Origin of the sequence: Providencia sp. PROV261, from assembly GCF_028477945.1 — a bacterium.
In the GTDB taxonomy this organism is placed as follows: Bacteria; Pseudomonadota; Gammaproteobacteria; order Enterobacterales; family Enterobacteriaceae; genus Providencia; species Providencia stuartii.
In genome coordinates this window covers 163,037-179,321 of record NZ_JAMPMC010000005.1, presented here as the reverse complement: position 1 = coordinate 179,321, position 16,285 = coordinate 163,037, and the positions used below count along the sequence as shown (strand labels likewise).

Below are 16,285 nucleotides of genomic sequence, written 5' to 3'. Positions count from 1 at the left end.
GACCAATGCTAAGAACAATTGAAAAAATCACTTATCGCAATGGCTTTTTGTTGAATGGCCAACCTGCGGATAAGGTTCAGATTGAAGAAGTTTTTGAAGGCAAGAGAGTAGCTGCACTTAGTGTTTGGGAGCAGTACGAGCAACAAAAACAAAAGCTATTTTTAGAAAAGCTCACGCCTGAGCAGTACCAAAACGCTGGGGGTGTGAAATGAGCATGACCTTAATGGCTAAAGCCATGTCAATTCGGGTGGGGAATCCGTTGCGAAAACTAGTACTTATCAAACTAGCTGATAATGCGAATGATAAAGGGGAATGTTGGCCTTCATATCAACATATCGCTGATCACTGCGAATGTAGTAAAAGTGCAGTACGTAGCCATATTGAGGCTTTAATCGACATGGGTTTCTTGGTAAAAGAAAATCGATTAGGGGTTAATAATGGTAAAGGTAATACATCAAATATTTACTATTTAGATTTAACTACCCCTGTGTCATCAGAAAGCATAGCCCCTGTGCTGCCAAAAAACATAGCTATATCAGGTGGTGATAGCCCTATGCCACCAAAAAGCATAGCTATGCCGTCAGATGACAGACCCCCTATGCCGTCAGATGGCACCAGAACCAGTCACTCTATTGAACCAGTCAATGAACCTATCATAGAACCTAATAAATCCCCCCTTACCCCCAAAGGGGAAAAGGGGGAGAAAAAAGTAAAATTCGATCCATTACCAGCTAAACCTGAAAATGTGAGCGAGGAAGTTTGGCAAGACTGGGTGAATTTTCGAAAAGAGATCAGGAAGCCATTGACAGAAACAACCTGTAAACAATTGGCTAAAAAGCTATCCGGTTGTAGTGATGCTGATGCCGTGTTGTGTAATTCAATTGCTAATGGCTGGCAGGGGATATTCCCTGAGCGAATGGCTCAAACTAAGAAACCGAATTCACATGCAGGTTTTTCTGGTAAGCACTACGGTGCTCAAGAAACTCCGCATTGGCTTGTAGGTGGCGAAAATGATTGAACATAACTTACTCGATAGCGTAAATATTCCTCCACGCTTTGCTAACGCAACATTTGAGACATTCAAGGCAGCCACACAGCCGGTTAAACATAACCTCACCGTGTGCAAGCAATACGTTGCGACATGGGAAGATCGTAAAAATGCAGGTGAGGGTTTGTTGCTATGTGGAACACCAGGCACAGGCAAAACGCATTTAGCGGTATCGATAGCGCGAGCAGTGGTTGAGGAATATCAGCAATCCGTATTTATCACCACAGCGGCAAGGATCATCCGTGCATTTCGCAGAGCGTGGGATAGCCATTCTGAATTTAGCGAATTGGATGTCTTAGCAAAATATTGTGAACAGGATTTATTGATCATCGATGAGATTGGCGTTCAGTACGGTACTGACTCTGAGCGTAATATTTTGTTTGAAGTCATTAATAATCGCTATGAGGATTTATTACCGACGATTTTAGTGAGTAATTTACCGATGGGTGAGCTTTCTGAAATGCTTGGTGAACGCGCAGTAGACCGATTATTACAAGGAGGTACGGTGCTAACGTTCAATTGGCCCACGTACCGTAGAGGTAATCACTCATGATGAATGAACGAGACCTTGAAGGTGCGGTGATCAGTGGCTTTTTAGCCGGTGGAGCCTCTCAAGATGCTTATGAAGTATTAGCCACATTACCTGAGGAGGCGTTTAGTTCAGGTTATTACCGCCGTATTTATCATGAAATCAAAAAACAGGCATTATCCAGTTCGCTGATAGATCCGTTTTTTATTGCTGACGCACTCGGGGATAAAGGTGATTTAGCTAACTTACTTGAGCTTGCAAATTCGCCAATTTGGAAAGCAAATTTAAAAGGTTACGCTTCAAAAGTACACAGTTACTTTCGTGTACGCCAAGCCGTTCAGTTGATAAGCAAGTATCAAACAGCAATCACAGAAGCGGGCAATCACGAGCAAGCCGAAGAGTTTATTAGTCAGTTTGCCAATAGAATTAGTCAACTGACTACGGGTAATCAAAACCTGTTACCCGTCCATCTAAATACACTCATTGAGGGATATGTTGAAGTCCTCGAGCGAAGAAATTTAGGTGAAGATGTTGGCGGTATGATCAAAACAGGTATAGAGGCCTTAGATGACAAAATAGGGGGCTTCAACCCGACTGATTTGGTGTTTATCGGTGGTAGACCAGGAATGGGTAAAACTGAACTAGCACTAACCATGATTGAGGGAATGACTCGTGATGGTGGTGGGGCATTGTTGTTTTCTATGGAGATGGCGAATCAGCAAATTGCTGAGCGTATGATCGCGGGTTCATCTCAGTTATCAGTATCAACCCTGAGGAAAGGGAAACTATATGATGAGGATTGGGCGAGATTAGAGTCTGGGCTAGGCCACTTAGTGGATCGGGATATTCACATCATCGATGCAAACAATTTAACGGTTGAGCAAATATGCGCGATTAGCGAAAACCATAAACGACAATATCCGAATTTAAAAGGCGTTTTTGTCGATTATTTAGGTTTAATTAAAAAACCAAAAGCTGAGCGTAATGACCTCGCGATAGCGGCAATTTCAGCTGGGCTAAAAGGGCTTGCTAAGCGACTGCATACGCCGACTATTGCGTTGAGCCAGCTATCACGAGATGTAGATAAGCGACCGTTAAACCAACGTCGACCGGTAGCTGCTGATTTGCGCGACTCTGGTAGCTTAGAACAAGATGCCGATTATATTTTATTCACCTATCGTGATGTGGTTTATAACCCGAATAGCCCCGCGAAAAATTATGCTGAGGTTATCGTAGATAAAAACCGCCACGGTGAAACGGGTACGATTTACCAAGAATTCAAGAACGGCCACTACCTGCCAACCGACCAAATTACTGCAGCGGAAGTGTCCAGAATGCAACAGCAATCGCAGGGCGGTAAAACTCGCCGCTATGCAGAGAAAGCGTTTTAAAAGACCAAAAGAGGCAGACCATGATAATCAAAGACCCCATCACACACGAATCACTCGTGCGTGATAACAAACCTATTTTCCCTGATGATGGTTGCGACTATTCGCAATGTCATATCGATCGCCTTCACGCAGCTGCACGAGCGAGAACTAAGGCTCCATATCAACCTGAGTTAAAACCACAAAAGAGGTAGTCATGTCAGGGCAATCAAGTTACTTGCCTGATGGACTTCCTCATAACCGTGCTTTGTGGCCAGGCAAGTATCGCGAACTGGAGCAGCTTGATTTATTGGCTAGCCGGCTAATACGACAGCTTAAAAATCGCAAAATCTACAGAGAGCGAGTACTGGTTGAAATTGAAAAAGCACCAGAGGTACATCGGGAATTTTTTAGAGATAGGTTAAATCATTGGCGTGAGGTGATGAAGGTATGAGTAAGCAAATAGAACAATCAAGACAACAATTTGAAAACTGGGTTAAAGATAATCATCCAGAAGCTAGTAAAATGGCTGAATATGCCATGTGGTTAGTATGGAGAGCATCACGAGATAATTCCCCTCAAGCATGGACTAAATGCAAAGAACAGTTACCACCGCAAGATGTTGGTGTACTGCTTAAAACTCATGAATGCATGGTTGTAGGCTATTTGGATAGCCATGGTGATTTTTATGAAAGTGCGCAATATGTTAAAGATGCATTTGGTGGAGGTATTGATCCTTTAATTGATGTTGAAGTAATTGAGTGGATGTTTCTTCCGGAGGTGAGCAATGAAAATGACCGCGTCAGAACGTAAGGCTAAGCAGCGCGAGAGACAAAAACAGCAGGGCTTAGTTAAAGTTGAATTATTACTTGATAAACAAGAAATGGAGATGCTCACAAGGAACTGTGCATTACGTAGACCAGGAAGAGAGCCATATGATATCGCTGAATATCTCTCCATGTTGATTAGAATTGATGACCGTTCAGCGATATCTTTGGTTACAGAACTAAATAAAAGGCGCTGTAAAAAGTGCAATGAGCAGTTGCCGGTATCTGAATGTTGTTTAAGTGGTGATCATAAATGCTGGGTAACTCATGGATGGCATGAATTAAAGTTGATGTAACAAAGCATCACAGATAACTCAAATTTAGAGTGTCGCTATTAATTTTGATGGGTATAGAAGATGTGCTGTTTTCCTCTTTTTTACCCTTCATTTTTCCACCTAGAAATTATTTGTTAAAAATCAATGTATTACACCATGCTGAAATATGGAAGGTATTTCTCATAAAATTAGGTGTAATTTATTGTTGAATATGGTTTTTTTCATGATAAGTTATAGTTCACTGCCGCATAGGCAGCTTAGAAGAAGACCACCGACGAACTGAAAGTCATTCTCACGTTCACTGCCGCATAGGCAGCTTAGAAGTAATGTTTGATAGCATTAACTGGTTATATAACCATGCTTACTGTATAATTTACTTATTGGTCTGAACACCCAATCATAACACTTGCTGTGTCTACTGAGAGAAAAAGTATGGCACAGCATAGCTTTATCAAAATGTCTAACGACACTCTTGTACCGGCTAATCCCGCTGCGAGAGATTTCCTGCATTCAAAAATCAAGTGTGGTGATGTGCTTTCGGCTGATTTCAAGAAAGCTCGCAACCCACGTTTTCACCGTAAATACTTCGCTTTACTCAATCTAGGGTATGAATACTGGGAACCAACCGGTGGTACGGTTTCGCCTGAAGAAAAAGAGCTAGTACGCGGTTACGTTAAATTCCTCGCTTACTACACTGATAACGATGACGCCCTCCAATCTGCTGCTGATGTTTATCTCGATGAGATAGCACAGAAACGCACTCACAATATTTCAGCGACTAAATCCTTTGATGCTTTCCGCTACTGGGTAGTCGAGCAATCTGGCCATTATGAAACCTTTGAAATGCCAGACGGTAGCTTACGCCGCGTCTCTAAATCAATTAGCTTTGCCAAAATGGATGACCTAGCCTTTGGCGAACTCTACAAAGCAACCCTCGATGTGCTTTGGAACTTCATTCTATTCCGTAAATTTCCTACTCAAGAAGCTGCTGAAAATGCGGCGGCCCAGTTATTAGATTTTACCTAGAGGCAAGACCAATGACCAAAAAATCAAAGACCAAAGAAGAGAAACAGTGGTTATCAGATGTAGCAGAACTCGGCTGTATTTGTTGTAGAAACATGGGGTATGGGGCAACTCCTGCGGAAATCCATCATACACGAACAGGGCAGGGAATAGCGCAGCGTGCTAGTCATAAAGATGTATTGCCGTTATGCCCACCTCACCACCGCGCTAGCTATGACACCGGCTTTCATGCGGCCCCAAAAACATGGCAGCAAATTCACGGTACCGAAGCGGAATTGCTTGAGCAAACCAAAAGAGAAGTAATGGCATTACGCGCTTGTCGCGTCTAACAATATTGATAAATAAAGAAGTTGAGGGGTTAACATGATCTATCCAGAGACGAGCGGCAAGAGTGGTGAGTATTTAAGGCTACGCACATTAGAAAGTACGTGGATCCGTGGACGTTTAACAATGTGGGGCCGCTGGGCTGCATTTAGTAAATCGCCGCAAGCGGCTGGTATTTTTCAGCGATTATTATCAGACCCAAAAATCACAAAGAAAGCCCTTAAAGATGCAATGCGAAGAATGAAGAAAGAGGGGTTATCAGAGGAAACACTTCGTCTATTTTTGGATGAATACCAGGAGAAAAAAATACTTAGTAATATGTGGTTCTGTAGTGATATTGAAGGCGGCAAGATGGATAAAGTCATCTGTGCAATTATGAGTGATGATGAGGGTTTGAAAAATATTCTAAAAGAGCATTACGTTTATAAAAAATCGAAGCATGAAATCGCATTAGAGCTATGTGAGAAAGAGGGGCGTTACTGTTTACGCACTTATCAAGATAGAGTCAAAGCATGGCTCAGTGTTGCTGAGTTTATGTTGTATCGCCCAATGTGCGATGAATTTGATAGAAAATATCACTACAATGAATAAACCTTGACTATTCTGCCGAAATAGTTATAGTTTTCGTATATGCTGCGCGAAGCTATACACGCAAGGCAGGAAAGGAATTTAAGGCCTCGCAATCGCGGGGCCTTTCTTTATTTAATGGAGTCTAACTTATCTAGGTTTAAAATATCTTTAAGTACAGGTGATCTACCGAAGCTTCTACTTGAGTAATTAAACAAATAACTTTCACTGTTCGTTTGGATTATTTTCTTTAACTCTTCAGTTGTTTGAATTCCTGTAATTACAGCAAGTTTTTGGAAATTTTTATGTTGAGCAGCTCTTATAAAAAATGGGCTGCGGTGCATGTAACTTAAGTAGCCAAGAGTTCCAGGGTGCCAGTTAAATAAATTTATAACAGCCATCATATAGGTAATTGTTTCGGCCTCAACAATATGCTCAAAAGTTAAATCACTTCTGTCAGCTTGCCTTTTAATTATCTCGGCTGCGTTTGAAATAAACTTCATATCTTTACTTAAGGCGGGAGCTACATGCTCGGCATGCCCATAAAACACGCCGAATCGGTCATAATCATAACCGTTATAGCTTTCAGTCTTAGGATTTAAATAGTTTGACGTGTATATTTCATGCAGTAAGTCGTATCGCTCCGCTTTCATTAATGATGCGATAATGTATAAAAAAACCTCATAAACAAAAACTGAATGAGCTTCAAACCAGCCATCATTCCAACTGTTTAGTTCAGGAGGCCTAGATTTTAAGACTCGCAACTGCTCCAAGAGATTGATAAGAGATTCTGTAAATTCAGCAGAGTAGTTTACTTCTGACTCTAATAGCAGCCAATCACTTAAAAAATTACGGACAACTTTCAATTTGTTAACAGTATTTAGGATGTCTTCAGGGAATGTTTCAGGATTTGGCTGCTCTCTTACGCGCAAAACATCCGCAAATTCAAGGCATGATGATATAAAATCATTACGAAATAGTTTTATATTTTTATTATCATTAAGGATAGATTGTTTAAGAAGCTCATATTTAGCCCTTATTTCTCCTGATGGCATATCTCCCTCTTCGTTTAAGAAGGATGGGGTTTTCCCCCTTATTGGTTTTGTGAATCTGGGCTTATTATATAAGAGTCTTAAAAGTTGCTCCCAATTCTTGTTGGCTTTCTCTGGTGATGAAAAGTCTATTCCTATTCTTGCTGAAGCGAAAGCCGGCAAAATAGGCTCATTTGATTCATCAAGTTCGCAAAAAATTGGGATGAATTTGCTTTGCTGTACTTTTCTATATAGTTCTCCTGATATTATTTGCGTTTCAGTTCCCACTCCTTTGTGCCGAGCGTCTGCTTTTTCCTTGTACTTAGAATCACAAATAATCAGAACGTGTGAAACAGTATCATCAGTTACCATGCTTTCCATAAATGCATATTTATCATCACCTTCTTTTAGATCATAAATATCAATTTTAACGTCAACACCATCAGCTAAAAGACGGTCCGCCCAATCTTTTACCATTGATTGATGCTGATGACCTGACCAACTATATGATATGAATACTTTAGGAATTTCTGGTTTTAAATCTTCCATTTTATCTCCATGCATAGGTAAGGCTTCTAAGCTATTTTACTAACACTAAATAAATTTTATTTGTGAGCCTCTAACTTACCTCAAATATTGATTAAATTCATTAATCTAAATCTGGCTGCTGTTGCTGGTGGCTACCTATTAACTAAATATCGGGCACTCCGTAGGGGGTGGTATATGCGTATGGATAAATTAACGACTGGCGCCTCCTATGCTGCTTCGACAGGCTCAACATTCTATTGGCTAAAACAATTATTAGATGGTTTCTCATCTGAGCAGTGGGCAGCAATTGGGGTATTAGGAAGCCTGCTTTTAGGTGTAGCGACATTTCTGACAAATTTATATTTCAAACGAAAAGAAGATAAGCGCAAAGAGGCGGCTCATGCCAAAGATACCAAATAAAATAAAAATGGCCGCTGCAGCTGGTGGACTGATGACCTTAACTGTTGCAATGGTTACAGAGTTTGAGGGATATGAGCCCAAACCTTACCGTGATGTGGTGGGAGTGCTTACCGTATGTTATGGGCATACAGGACCTGACATTATTCCTACAAAAACCTACACGAAAGCCGAGTGTAAAGCGCTATTAGAAAAGGACTTAGCCATTGTCGCTAAGGCTGTGAACCCTTTAATTAAGGTTAATATTCCTGATTACACCAGGGCTGCACTTTACTCATTTACATATAACGTAGGAACAGGTGCTTTTTCACGTTCTACGCTACTTAAAAAACTCAATGCTGGTGACCAAGTTGGCGCATGCAATGAACTTAAACGCTGGATATATGCTGGGGGCGTCAAATGGAAAGGGTTAATGACAAGACGAGAAGTAGAAAAAGCCGTATGCCTTGGCGAGTTCGCTTATGCATATCCGCTTTCATTATCGGAATCCCCTTCTACTTGGCAGCTGGCGTACATGTACTCAGAGACGATACCTGTGGTACTGACAAGATAAGCTTAGAAAAGCGGTGCCAAAAAGCCCTCGATCACTACCGAGGTAAGCAGGTGAACTTATGAAAATAGATAATTCATTCTGGTTATTTTTGGCGCTATTTGCTGTGAGTTGGTGGGCTACAACGCTTTATGACAGCAATGTTTTAGTACGAAAAGATAATGACAATCTCAAACAAGATAATGTCAGGCAAAGTGAAGTCATTGCTAAACAGTCACTGCAGTTTAATAGCTTTAATCTCATAGCAACTTCAGCACACCGCAATGGTATTCAAGCCGATGCAAAGGCTCAGGAGAAAGTCATTGAATATAAAACAATACTCCAAAAAGAGTTTTATTGTGATGCTCTTGTGCCTCAGCCTGTTGCTGATGGCTTGTTCGAGTACACAAACGAATTACGTTCCCGCGCAATGCGTGCCAATTCCAGCCACGCTAACTAATTTAGTGGTGCCTCCACTACCGCCTGATAGTGATGGAAAAACGCTATCGCCAGAAGCGTCTGTATTGTGGAATAGATTATTGCTAGGAACGATAGAAAAGGCGAATGAGCAGCTTGAGGCGATACGGGAAATTGAATATGAAAGAAACAACACAACCAAAAAATAGCGGTAATCTGTGGGACTGGTTTGGGCTGTCGTACGCGTCATTCTTAACTGTTCCGCGGGTGCTTATGCATGAAATGCCCGCCGAGTGGCAAGACAAAATGGCGGCTTTATTGCATGAGTATGATGAAACTTTTGATACATCATCGGTAGTCGATTCAGTTTCAGTGGTTGGGCGTGATAGTGATGGTAAGTTGGCAAAATTACCTGATTACATCCTCAATTACCGTCACCCTGACCGTGAAGAGATTGAAAAACTCAAGCGATAGCCGACAAGAAAGCAATACGTGAAATTGAATAACAACGAGCTTCGCAATAGCGGGCTTTTTCATATCTACAGGAAAATACTATGTTTAAACATGAATTAGGTCAGGTTGTACAAGTAACCATCAGCGGTGAAGAAGGTCATATTAAAGGCCGTGCCGAGTATCAAAATGATACAAATCAGTATTATGTTCATTATTTATCTGCTGATGGCCGAGCGGTGAATGCATGGTTTGAAGAAGGTGAGTTATCGCCAGTCGAATTAAAATTAGACAATTAGCTTTAAACCTCTACAAACGTCATTCTTTGAGTGGCGTTGATAGAGCTTTAATTGGTTGCTATTTTCTGAGGTAAATTATGGCTAATTTAACTGATTTAGCTAATCAACTTAGAACTATTCGTAAGCAAATCCCTTTCGCGACAGCGCAAGCACTGACTAGCACTGTACGTAAAATAGAAAATGCACAAAAGGTTGCATTACAACGTAATTTAGAAAGCCCAACACCTTTCACTGTTAAGAGTATTAAAAGCCGTGGGGCACGTAAAAGTGATCTACGGGCCAAAGTGTTTGTGATGAATATCGCAGCTGAATACTTAACACCATTTGAAGATGGCGGTGTTCATAAGTTAAATGGCTCCGCATTGCTTAACCCTAAAAGCATCAAGTTGAATAAATACGGTAACTTACCAAGAAATAAGTTAAGCAGTCTGAAAGCTAAAGATAATACTTTCATTGGTGAGTTAAATGGTGTCAATGGCGTGTTTCAGCGTAAAAAAACTAAGAAAGGCCGTAAGGGTAAAAAACGATTAAAACGCTCACCTAATGGCACTCGTCGGGATAGGCAAAAACAACCAGCACCTAAGTTACTTATTCGGTTTGGTGATGCGTTACCTGTTCAGCCTGTACTTGGATACCAGGATAGGGCACAACGAATGGCACAGGCTTTATTACCACAGGAAATAAGCCGGGCACTTGAAGAAGCGATGAGGACAGCAAAGTGAGTATGAACTTTAAAACAGCTATGTGGGGTGAAGTTAAAACTGACATATATGCTGGTGATAATTGTGATGAGCACAAGCCATTTATTGAAGTTCTTTGTGATGGTGATATGGAGTCAGATACAACTGATGAATTAGCTATTCACGCAAACCGCTGGCCTGTAGGAACAAAAATAACTGTAGAAATACCTTGCTGTCCTGATTGTGGGCTAGATGCTGAATATCAAGATAGTAATGGGAAATGTGAATGTGATTTCGATTGGAAAATCTGGGCAGAATGTCAGTATTCATAGTGGATCATCTATAGAATTTTTTGGGTCCTTCCTAGCACTTTTCTATTTCACGGGCATTGCGCGCCGTGTAGTTTCACTAGCTAAAAAATTTTGAAATTTGGGTAACAGGTAACACATCGGTATTTCTGAGGTTACGCTTATCTTTATGAATTTAAAAATAAATATTTATTTTTTTGTTTCATTTTTTATGTTACCCACCCTGTTACCTTAGCCAATAGGTAACAGAGTGGGTAACAACTTAAGGTAACATTTAAGGTAACAACATGAATCAGTCAGATTTTGCAAAACTGCATGGCGTCAGTCGTAAAACTATTACGATGTGGAAGTCTCGTGGATGGTTAGTCATGGATGGTGACGAAATTGATGTTCATGCCTCAAATGAAAATATAGAGCGATACCGAAAATCTCCCTCAACATCAGCAAATAAAACTAAACCTAAAAAAGAAAAAAAACAGGCCAATAATGAATTAACGGATGAATCACCAACACAAACGGCTGAAAGGCTAATTCGTGAAATTGGCGCGGACATGTCTTTTGATGAAGCTAGAAGAATAAAAGAAAACTTCCTTGCGCTACTTACTAAGCTGGAATACGAAAAAGAGGACGGACAACTGATTGAGCTTTCAGTTGCAGAATCAATCTTGTTTGCTGAATTCAGAGAGCAACGTGATGCTTGGATGAATTGGCCATCTCGTGTTGCACCAATTATGGCTGCTGACTTGGGCGTTCCAGCTGACAGGATGACTGAGGTGTTAATCGAACATGTCCACAAACATATTACTGGCCTCGGGGAGCCTGAATTCAACACAGACGAAGCGTGATAGGTTATTAGCTAGTGTTAAAAAAGGATGGACGCCACCTCCTCGTATTAGTGTTCCTGACTGGGCTGACCGTTATAGAAAGTTAGCAAAAGAAGCGGGGAGTACATCGGGATCATGGCAGACCGATACGGTGGAAATTGCGCGAGGTCCAATGCTTTCCGTTACTGAATCTGGTGTCCATACGATTACTGTTATGTGCTGTACTCAGTTGATGAAAACAGCTTTACTTGAAAATGTGTTTGGCTATTTTGCTCATTTAGATCCATGCCCTATGTTATTGTTGCAACCAAAAGAGGATGCAGCTGAACAATTTTCAAAAGAACGAATTACACCATTGATTCGGGTTACCCCTGTATTAAGAAAAATTGTTGGTGCGAATAAACAAAAAACATCAAAAGAAACGTTGCTATATAAATCATTTCCCGGGGGCTTTTTAGCGTTGGCTGGGGCTGGTAGCCCTGATAACTTAGCTCGCCGACCAATTCGTGTATTACTAGCTGATGAAGTTGATAAATATCCCATTACGCGAGAAGGTGACCCTATCACGTTAGCTGAGGAACGAACGGCAACATATGGCCTTAATTGGTTATCAGTAAGAGCATGCTCCCCAACTGTTGAAGATGAAAGCCGTATTGCGGCAAGTTATGAGGATTCGGATCAGCGTAGAGCATCCTTAGCTTGTCCTCATTGTGGGCATCGTCAATTTCCTGATTTTTTTAAGCATGTTCATTGGCCTAAAGAAGGTGAGAAACATCAACCACACCTAGCCTTAATATATTGTGAAAGTTGTGGGGCTGGTTGGTCTGAAGGAGAAAGGCTAAGGGCTTTACGAACTATAAGATGGCATCAAACCAAACCTTTTGAATGTTGTGGTAGCCGACATTCACCATTAAATGATTATGATCAAGCATGGCATAACGATGATGAAACCGCAGTAGATAAAGTGTGGGAATGGTCAGAGTCTGAACGACATGCTGTTTATAGAGCTATTTGCCCAGACTGCGGAGGACTTGGGGTTAGTAATATTCATGCAGGTTATCAAGCATCTAAACTGTTTAGCCCATGGCAAAAAGATAAACCTTCTGATATTGCACAAAAATATTTAAAGGCAAAGGGAGATCCAGATAGAGAGCTAGCATGGTGGAATACCCAAATGGGATTACCTCATCGCCCCAATTATGGTAAGAAACTGCCTATTGATGCACTACTGGCTAGAAGAGAAGTTTATGATGCAGAAATACCAATGGGAGTAGCGGTATTAACAGCAGGAATCGATACCCAAAATGATAGGCTTGAAATTGAAGTTGTTGGCTGGGGGAAAGATGAGGAAAGTTGGTCTATTTCATTTGATGTTATTGAGGGTGATTTAGAAACTGCTGAGCCATGGTCTAGGTTAGATGCTTATCTTAAACAAATATGGCGACGAGCCGATGGTCGCGGATTTACTATTATGGCGGCTTGTCATGACTCTGGCGGTAACCATAGCCAAAAAGTTTATGAATTTGCTAAAGAACGATTAGGTAGACGTATTTGGGCTATCAAAGGTGAATCAGCGACTAATGGCAAACGTTCCCCCATTTGGCCTAATAAGCGACCAACACCCAAGAATAGATCTCAATTTAAACCCATTATCATCGGTGTTAACTCAGCAAAAGACTCCATTAGATCTCGCCTACATATTGAAGAAAGAGGACCAGGATATATGCATTTCCCTGTCGATAGGGATATGGGGTATTTCAGCCAATTAACATCAGAAAGATTAATAATGAAAGAGGCTGCTGGGCAACGTTATAGTGTTTGGGAGCTTCCTCATGGCAAGGCAAATGAAGCATTAGATTGTCGTGTTTATGCTTATGCAGCATTAGCGGGATTATTTCATTTAGGATTGAAACTAAATGCTTTGGCAATTGCTATTGATAATAACCCTGACCGTTTATTACCCCCATCTTCTGAGCCAGAAGAAAAACTAGACCTGCGCTTACCGGGCGCAATTCTTCCTGAAGAACAGGAACAGCCTAAGCGTAAACGTATCTCCAGCAAATTAGCATAAGGGATCCCTATGTATCACAAAACAGGTTTACTCATGGGAATGAGCCGAGACCAGCTAAAGGCTGCTCTAAATACAGCCCAACAAGCTTATTTAGATTTAGCTTCGGGCACGAAAGGGGTTTCTTTTTCTTATTCCCAAGGTGATGGAACTCGATCTGTGAGTTACCAAAAAACAGAACTCTCACACTTGTTAGCATTAATACAGATGTTACAAGCGGAGCTTGGTTTAATTCCTCGCGCTAGGCGACCTGTAAGGTTTAAATTCTGATGACAGTTCAAATACTTGATAGGTACGGTAAGCCATATCAATCAGTTCAAAGGTCTAAACCTCATTCTCTGGTAGGTGGTAGCCGTGTTCCTTATGATGCTGGTAATTCCTACAGCGACCAGCTTGCAAATTGGCAACCGGCACTGTGGTCACCTGATAATGAAATCAATATTTACCGTGACAAGATTGTCTCCCGTGTACGAGATTTGGCGCGTAATGATGGATGGGCATCAGGGACTATTACTCGAGTACTTGATAATGCCGTGGGTGCGAGTTATCGGCCAGTGTTTAAGCCTGATTATCGTTTGTTGCATTTCATCTCAGGAAATAAAGCGTTTGATGCTGTTTGGGCTGCTGAATATAGCCGTGTCTTAACTGCACACTGGCGTTCTTGGGCTAATGATAAAGGTCGATATTGTGATGTTGAGCGTAAGCAAACGGTATCACAAATGTTACGCCTTGGCTTTCGGCATAAATTACTCGATGGTGATGCTTTAGCAATTTTACAGTATCGGCCCGATAGGTTGGGAGCCGGTAAAGCTAATTATGCAACAACAATTCAGATAGTAGATCCAGATAGATTAAGCAACCCTCAACAAAATTTTGATATGGCCAATATTCGCGGTGGTGTTGAAATTGACGATGATGGTGCTCCTATTGCTTATCATATTAGAGAAGCTCACATGGGGGATTGGTGGGCTGCGCAAAAAACCATGACGTGGAGGCGGATAGCCCGTGAAACTTCATGGGGGCGGCCTATTGTTGTTCATGACTTTGATATGGAACGAGGTTCACAACACAGGGGCATAGGGATTTTAACACCTGTAGTTCAGCGACTAAAAATGCTGATTAAGTATGATCAGTCAGAGTTAGAAGCGGCGATTTTAAATGCCATATTCAGCGCATATATCACCTCACCTTATGATCCTAAAATGGTTGAGTCTGCTATGGGAGAAACTTTTGATGATACTGAGGTAGGTGCTTATCAGGAAGGTAGGATGGAGTTTCACAACGACCGTCGTATTAGCTTAAATAATGGCGCGAGAATTCCAACCCTTTACCCCGGTGAAAGTATTGATACTGTGAATGCGACACGCCCAAATAGTAATTTTGAAGGGTTCGAAAGTGCAGCACTCCGTAATATTGCCGCCGCAACGGGTCTTTCGGCACAGCAATTAACTCAGGATTGGTCAAAAGTTAACTACTCTTCGGCACGTGCAGCAATGTTGGAGGCATGGAAAACGCTAACTCGTCGTCGCGATGATTTTGCAGCAGGTTTTGCCGATCCAATTGCAAGTGCTTTTATTGAGGAAATTCACGATATTGAAAACCTTCCCATGCCTAGTAATGCTCCAGATTTTTTAGAGGCTAAAACAGCTTATTGCCGAGCATGGTGGATGGGACCGGGGCGTGGTTGGGTTGATCCTGTTGCAGAGAAAAAAGGCGCTATCTTAGGTATGGAAGCGGGTTTATCTACCCTTGAAATGGAAGCCGCTGAAAACGTTGGTGAAGATTGGGAGGAACTCGTGGACCAGCGTGCCTATGAATTACAAACGTTCAAAGAACGAGGATTGGAGCCGCCTAAATGGGCACAAGCTGAACAATTCTCACCGGATAAAATAGAACAACCGGAGGCCAAGTGAATTTACCCCACTTAGCGCAAAAGCTATTTAATACCCCTCTGGCCATTCATCCACAAAAAGCAGAAGTCGTGATAAGTGCCGTCATGGAACGATTTGGTATTACGCAAATTCGTAGCACGATGATGGAGGATGATTATTACGATGATGATCGCTTTTCGCGCAAGAAAAAGGCCGATGCAGGGTACGACATTTTAGAAGGGATCGCGCTGATATCCATACAGGGAACGCTAGTACAAAAGCTTGGTTCATTGCGACCTTACAGTGGCATGACAGGTTATGACGGCATACGACAGGTATTTTTGTCAGCCATTCATGACCCTGAAGTCAAAGGTATCTGTCTCGATATCGACTCACCTGGTGGTGAGGTGGCAGGGTGTTTTGATCTTGTTGATTTGATTTATGAATTACGAGGTAAAAAACCGATTTATGCCATTCTCTCTGAAAATGCGTATTCAGCGGCTTATGCCATTGCCAGTGCAGCCGACAAAATTTATGTGCCACGTACAGGTGGCGTTGGCTCAGTTGGGGTGATTGTTATTCATTGTGATTGGTCACAGCGCATAAAAGAGGACGGGTTAAAGGTTTCCATCATTACCTATGGCGACCGTAAAGCAGAGAGTAACCCGTATATAGCGCTTAGTGATGAAGCGAAAGCGGCTATCCAGCACGATGTTGATGAAATGGGGCGTCTGTTTGTGAGCACTGTTTCCCGTAACCGTGGGCTATCTGAAAAGATAATCCGCAACACACAAGCGGCCTGTTTTCTGGCTGATGAGGGCGTACAAATTGGGCTTGCGGATGTTGTTGCCAGTCCTGATGTCGCATTTCACGAACTGATGAAAGTTTCTGGAGTTAAATAAT

The 16,285-nt window shown here is 41.7% G+C and carries 25 protein-coding genes; 24 read left to right on the top strand and 1 reads right to left on the bottom strand.

The annotated features are described in order from the left end of the window. The first annotated feature begins 5 nt into the window (after nt 1-5). From PR675_RS03560 to PR675_RS03510, 11 genes are all read left to right on the top strand, one after another. On the top strand, nt 6-212 hold the full coding sequence (locus tag PR675_RS03560) for a hypothetical protein (protein WP_272582673.1): 207 nt from the start codon (nt 6-8) through the stop codon (nt 210-212). Then, nucleotides 209-1,018 (top strand): helix-turn-helix domain-containing protein, encoded by an 810-nt coding sequence (locus PR675_RS03555; protein ID WP_272582672.1) that lies wholly within the window; start codon nt 209-211, stop codon nt 1,016-1,018. The genes PR675_RS03560 and PR675_RS03555 overlap by 4 nt, the downstream gene beginning before the upstream one ends. Then, nucleotides 1,011-1,601 carry an ATP-binding protein gene (locus tag PR675_RS03550; protein ID WP_213537329.1) on the top strand — a complete coding sequence of 197 codons (591 nt, stop codon included), beginning with the start codon at nt 1,011-1,013 and terminating at the stop codon, nt 1,599-1,601. The genes PR675_RS03555 and PR675_RS03550 overlap by 8 nt, the downstream gene beginning before the upstream one ends. Beyond that, complete coding sequence (locus PR675_RS03545) at nt 1,598-2,968, top strand: replicative DNA helicase (protein WP_272582671.1); 1,371 nt, start codon at nt 1,598-1,600, stop codon at nt 2,966-2,968. The genes PR675_RS03550 and PR675_RS03545 overlap by 4 nt, the downstream gene beginning before the upstream one ends. A gap of 20 nt (nt 2,969-2,988) precedes the next feature. Beyond that, nucleotides 2,989-3,159, top strand: coding sequence for a palmdelphin (locus PR675_RS03540; RefSeq protein ID WP_272582670.1), 171 nt, complete (start codon nt 2,989-2,991; stop codon nt 3,157-3,159). A gap of 2 nt (nt 3,160-3,161) precedes the next feature. Beyond that, nucleotides 3,162-3,398, top strand: a complete 237-nt coding sequence (locus PR675_RS03535; RefSeq protein WP_193450808.1) for a hypothetical protein — start codon at nt 3,162-3,164, stop codon at nt 3,396-3,398. Beyond that, a complete protein-coding gene (locus PR675_RS03530) occupies nt 3,395-3,757 on the top strand; it encodes a hypothetical protein (RefSeq protein ID WP_193450807.1) in 363 nt (120 codons plus the stop codon). The genes PR675_RS03535 and PR675_RS03530 overlap by 4 nt, the downstream gene beginning before the upstream one ends. Continuing rightward, on the top strand, nt 3,732-4,067 hold the full coding sequence (locus tag PR675_RS03525; RefSeq protein WP_193450806.1) for a hypothetical protein: 336 nt from the start codon (nt 3,732-3,734) through the stop codon (nt 4,065-4,067). The genes PR675_RS03530 and PR675_RS03525 overlap by 26 nt, the downstream gene beginning before the upstream one ends. Before the next feature lie 411 nt (nt 4,068-4,478). Further along, nucleotides 4,479-5,072, top strand: coding sequence for a DUF1367 family protein (locus PR675_RS03520; protein WP_193450805.1), 594 nt, complete (start codon nt 4,479-4,481; stop codon nt 5,070-5,072). A gap of 11 nt (nt 5,073-5,083) precedes the next feature. Beyond that, complete coding sequence (locus tag PR675_RS03515; RefSeq protein WP_193450804.1) at nt 5,084-5,398, top strand: Ref family recombination enhancement nuclease; 315 nt, start codon at nt 5,084-5,086, stop codon at nt 5,396-5,398. 34 nt (nt 5,399-5,432) lie between these two features. Further along, nucleotides 5,433-5,984, top strand: coding sequence for a DUF1133 family protein (locus PR675_RS03510; protein WP_272582669.1), 552 nt, complete (start codon nt 5,433-5,435; stop codon nt 5,982-5,984). 107 nt (nt 5,985-6,091) lie between these two features. Here PR675_RS03510 and PR675_RS03505 read toward each other — a convergent pair whose 3' ends face one another. Then, nucleotides 6,092-7,540, bottom strand: a complete 1,449-nt coding sequence (locus PR675_RS03505) for an SEFIR domain-containing protein (protein WP_193450802.1) — start codon at nt 7,538-7,540, stop codon at nt 6,092-6,094. A 174-nt stretch (nt 7,541-7,714) separates the two neighbouring features. Here PR675_RS03505 and PR675_RS03500 point away from each other — a divergent pair, with 174 nt between their 5' ends. The 13 genes from PR675_RS03500 (at nt 7,715) to PR675_RS03440 (ending at nt 16,284) form a co-directional block, all read left to right on the top strand. Then, the gene (locus PR675_RS03500) at nt 7,715-7,939 is read left to right on the top strand and encodes a class II holin family protein (protein ID WP_004911666.1); all 225 of its coding nucleotides are present in this window, start codon (nt 7,715-7,717) and stop codon (nt 7,937-7,939) included. Further along, nucleotides 7,920-8,489, top strand: a complete 570-nt coding sequence (locus tag PR675_RS03495) for a lysozyme (protein WP_272582668.1) — start codon at nt 7,920-7,922, stop codon at nt 8,487-8,489. The genes PR675_RS03500 and PR675_RS03495 overlap by 20 nt, the downstream gene beginning before the upstream one ends. Before the next feature lie 58 nt (nt 8,490-8,547). Further along, nucleotides 8,548-8,925 carry a hypothetical protein gene (locus PR675_RS03490; RefSeq protein WP_272582667.1) on the top strand — a complete coding sequence of 126 codons (378 nt, stop codon included), beginning with the start codon at nt 8,548-8,550 and terminating at the stop codon, nt 8,923-8,925. Then, the gene (locus tag PR675_RS03485; protein ID WP_272582666.1) at nt 8,900-9,091 is read left to right on the top strand and encodes a hypothetical protein; all 192 of its coding nucleotides are present in this window, start codon (nt 8,900-8,902) and stop codon (nt 9,089-9,091) included. The genes PR675_RS03490 and PR675_RS03485 overlap by 26 nt, the downstream gene beginning before the upstream one ends. Beyond that, entirely contained in the window at nt 9,063-9,356 is a 294-nt protein-coding gene (locus PR675_RS03480) for a hypothetical protein (RefSeq protein WP_210850559.1), read from the top strand. Before PR675_RS03485 ends, PR675_RS03480 begins: the two co-directional genes overlap by 29 nt. Nucleotides 9,357-9,436: 80 nt before the next feature. Continuing rightward, nucleotides 9,437-9,631, top strand: a complete 195-nt coding sequence (locus PR675_RS03475; RefSeq protein WP_272582665.1) for a hypothetical protein — start codon at nt 9,437-9,439, stop codon at nt 9,629-9,631. Between the two features lie 77 nt (nt 9,632-9,708). Continuing rightward, on the top strand, nt 9,709-10,353 hold the full coding sequence (locus PR675_RS03470) for a hypothetical protein (RefSeq protein ID WP_210850561.1): 645 nt from the start codon (nt 9,709-9,711) through the stop codon (nt 10,351-10,353). Then, a complete protein-coding gene (locus PR675_RS03465; protein ID WP_210850562.1) occupies nt 10,350-10,643 on the top strand; it encodes a hypothetical protein in 294 nt (97 codons plus the stop codon). Before PR675_RS03470 ends, PR675_RS03465 begins: the two co-directional genes overlap by 4 nt. A 263-nt stretch (nt 10,644-10,906) precedes the next feature. Next, the gene (locus PR675_RS03460) at nt 10,907-11,464 is read left to right on the top strand and encodes a hypothetical protein (RefSeq protein ID WP_193450795.1); all 558 of its coding nucleotides are present in this window, start codon (nt 10,907-10,909) and stop codon (nt 11,462-11,464) included. Then, nucleotides 11,406-13,514: a phage terminase large subunit family protein gene (locus PR675_RS03455; protein ID WP_193450794.1), complete on the top strand. Its 2,109-nt coding sequence runs from the start codon at nt 11,406-11,408 to the stop codon at nt 13,512-13,514. Before PR675_RS03460 ends, PR675_RS03455 begins: the two co-directional genes overlap by 59 nt. Before the next feature lie 9 nt (nt 13,515-13,523). Next, complete coding sequence (gene gpW, locus PR675_RS03450; protein ID WP_048608684.1) at nt 13,524-13,781, top strand: gpW family head-tail joining protein; 258 nt, start codon at nt 13,524-13,526, stop codon at nt 13,779-13,781. After that, entirely contained in the window at nt 13,781-15,424 is a 1,644-nt protein-coding gene (locus PR675_RS03445) for a phage portal protein (RefSeq protein ID WP_193450793.1), read from the top strand. Before gpW ends, PR675_RS03445 begins: the two co-directional genes overlap by 1 nt. After that, nucleotides 15,421-16,284: a S49 family peptidase gene (locus PR675_RS03440; RefSeq protein WP_112307731.1), complete on the top strand. Its 864-nt coding sequence runs from the start codon at nt 15,421-15,423 to the stop codon at nt 16,282-16,284. Before PR675_RS03445 ends, PR675_RS03440 begins: the two co-directional genes overlap by 4 nt. Nucleotide 16,285 lies beyond the last annotated feature (1 nt).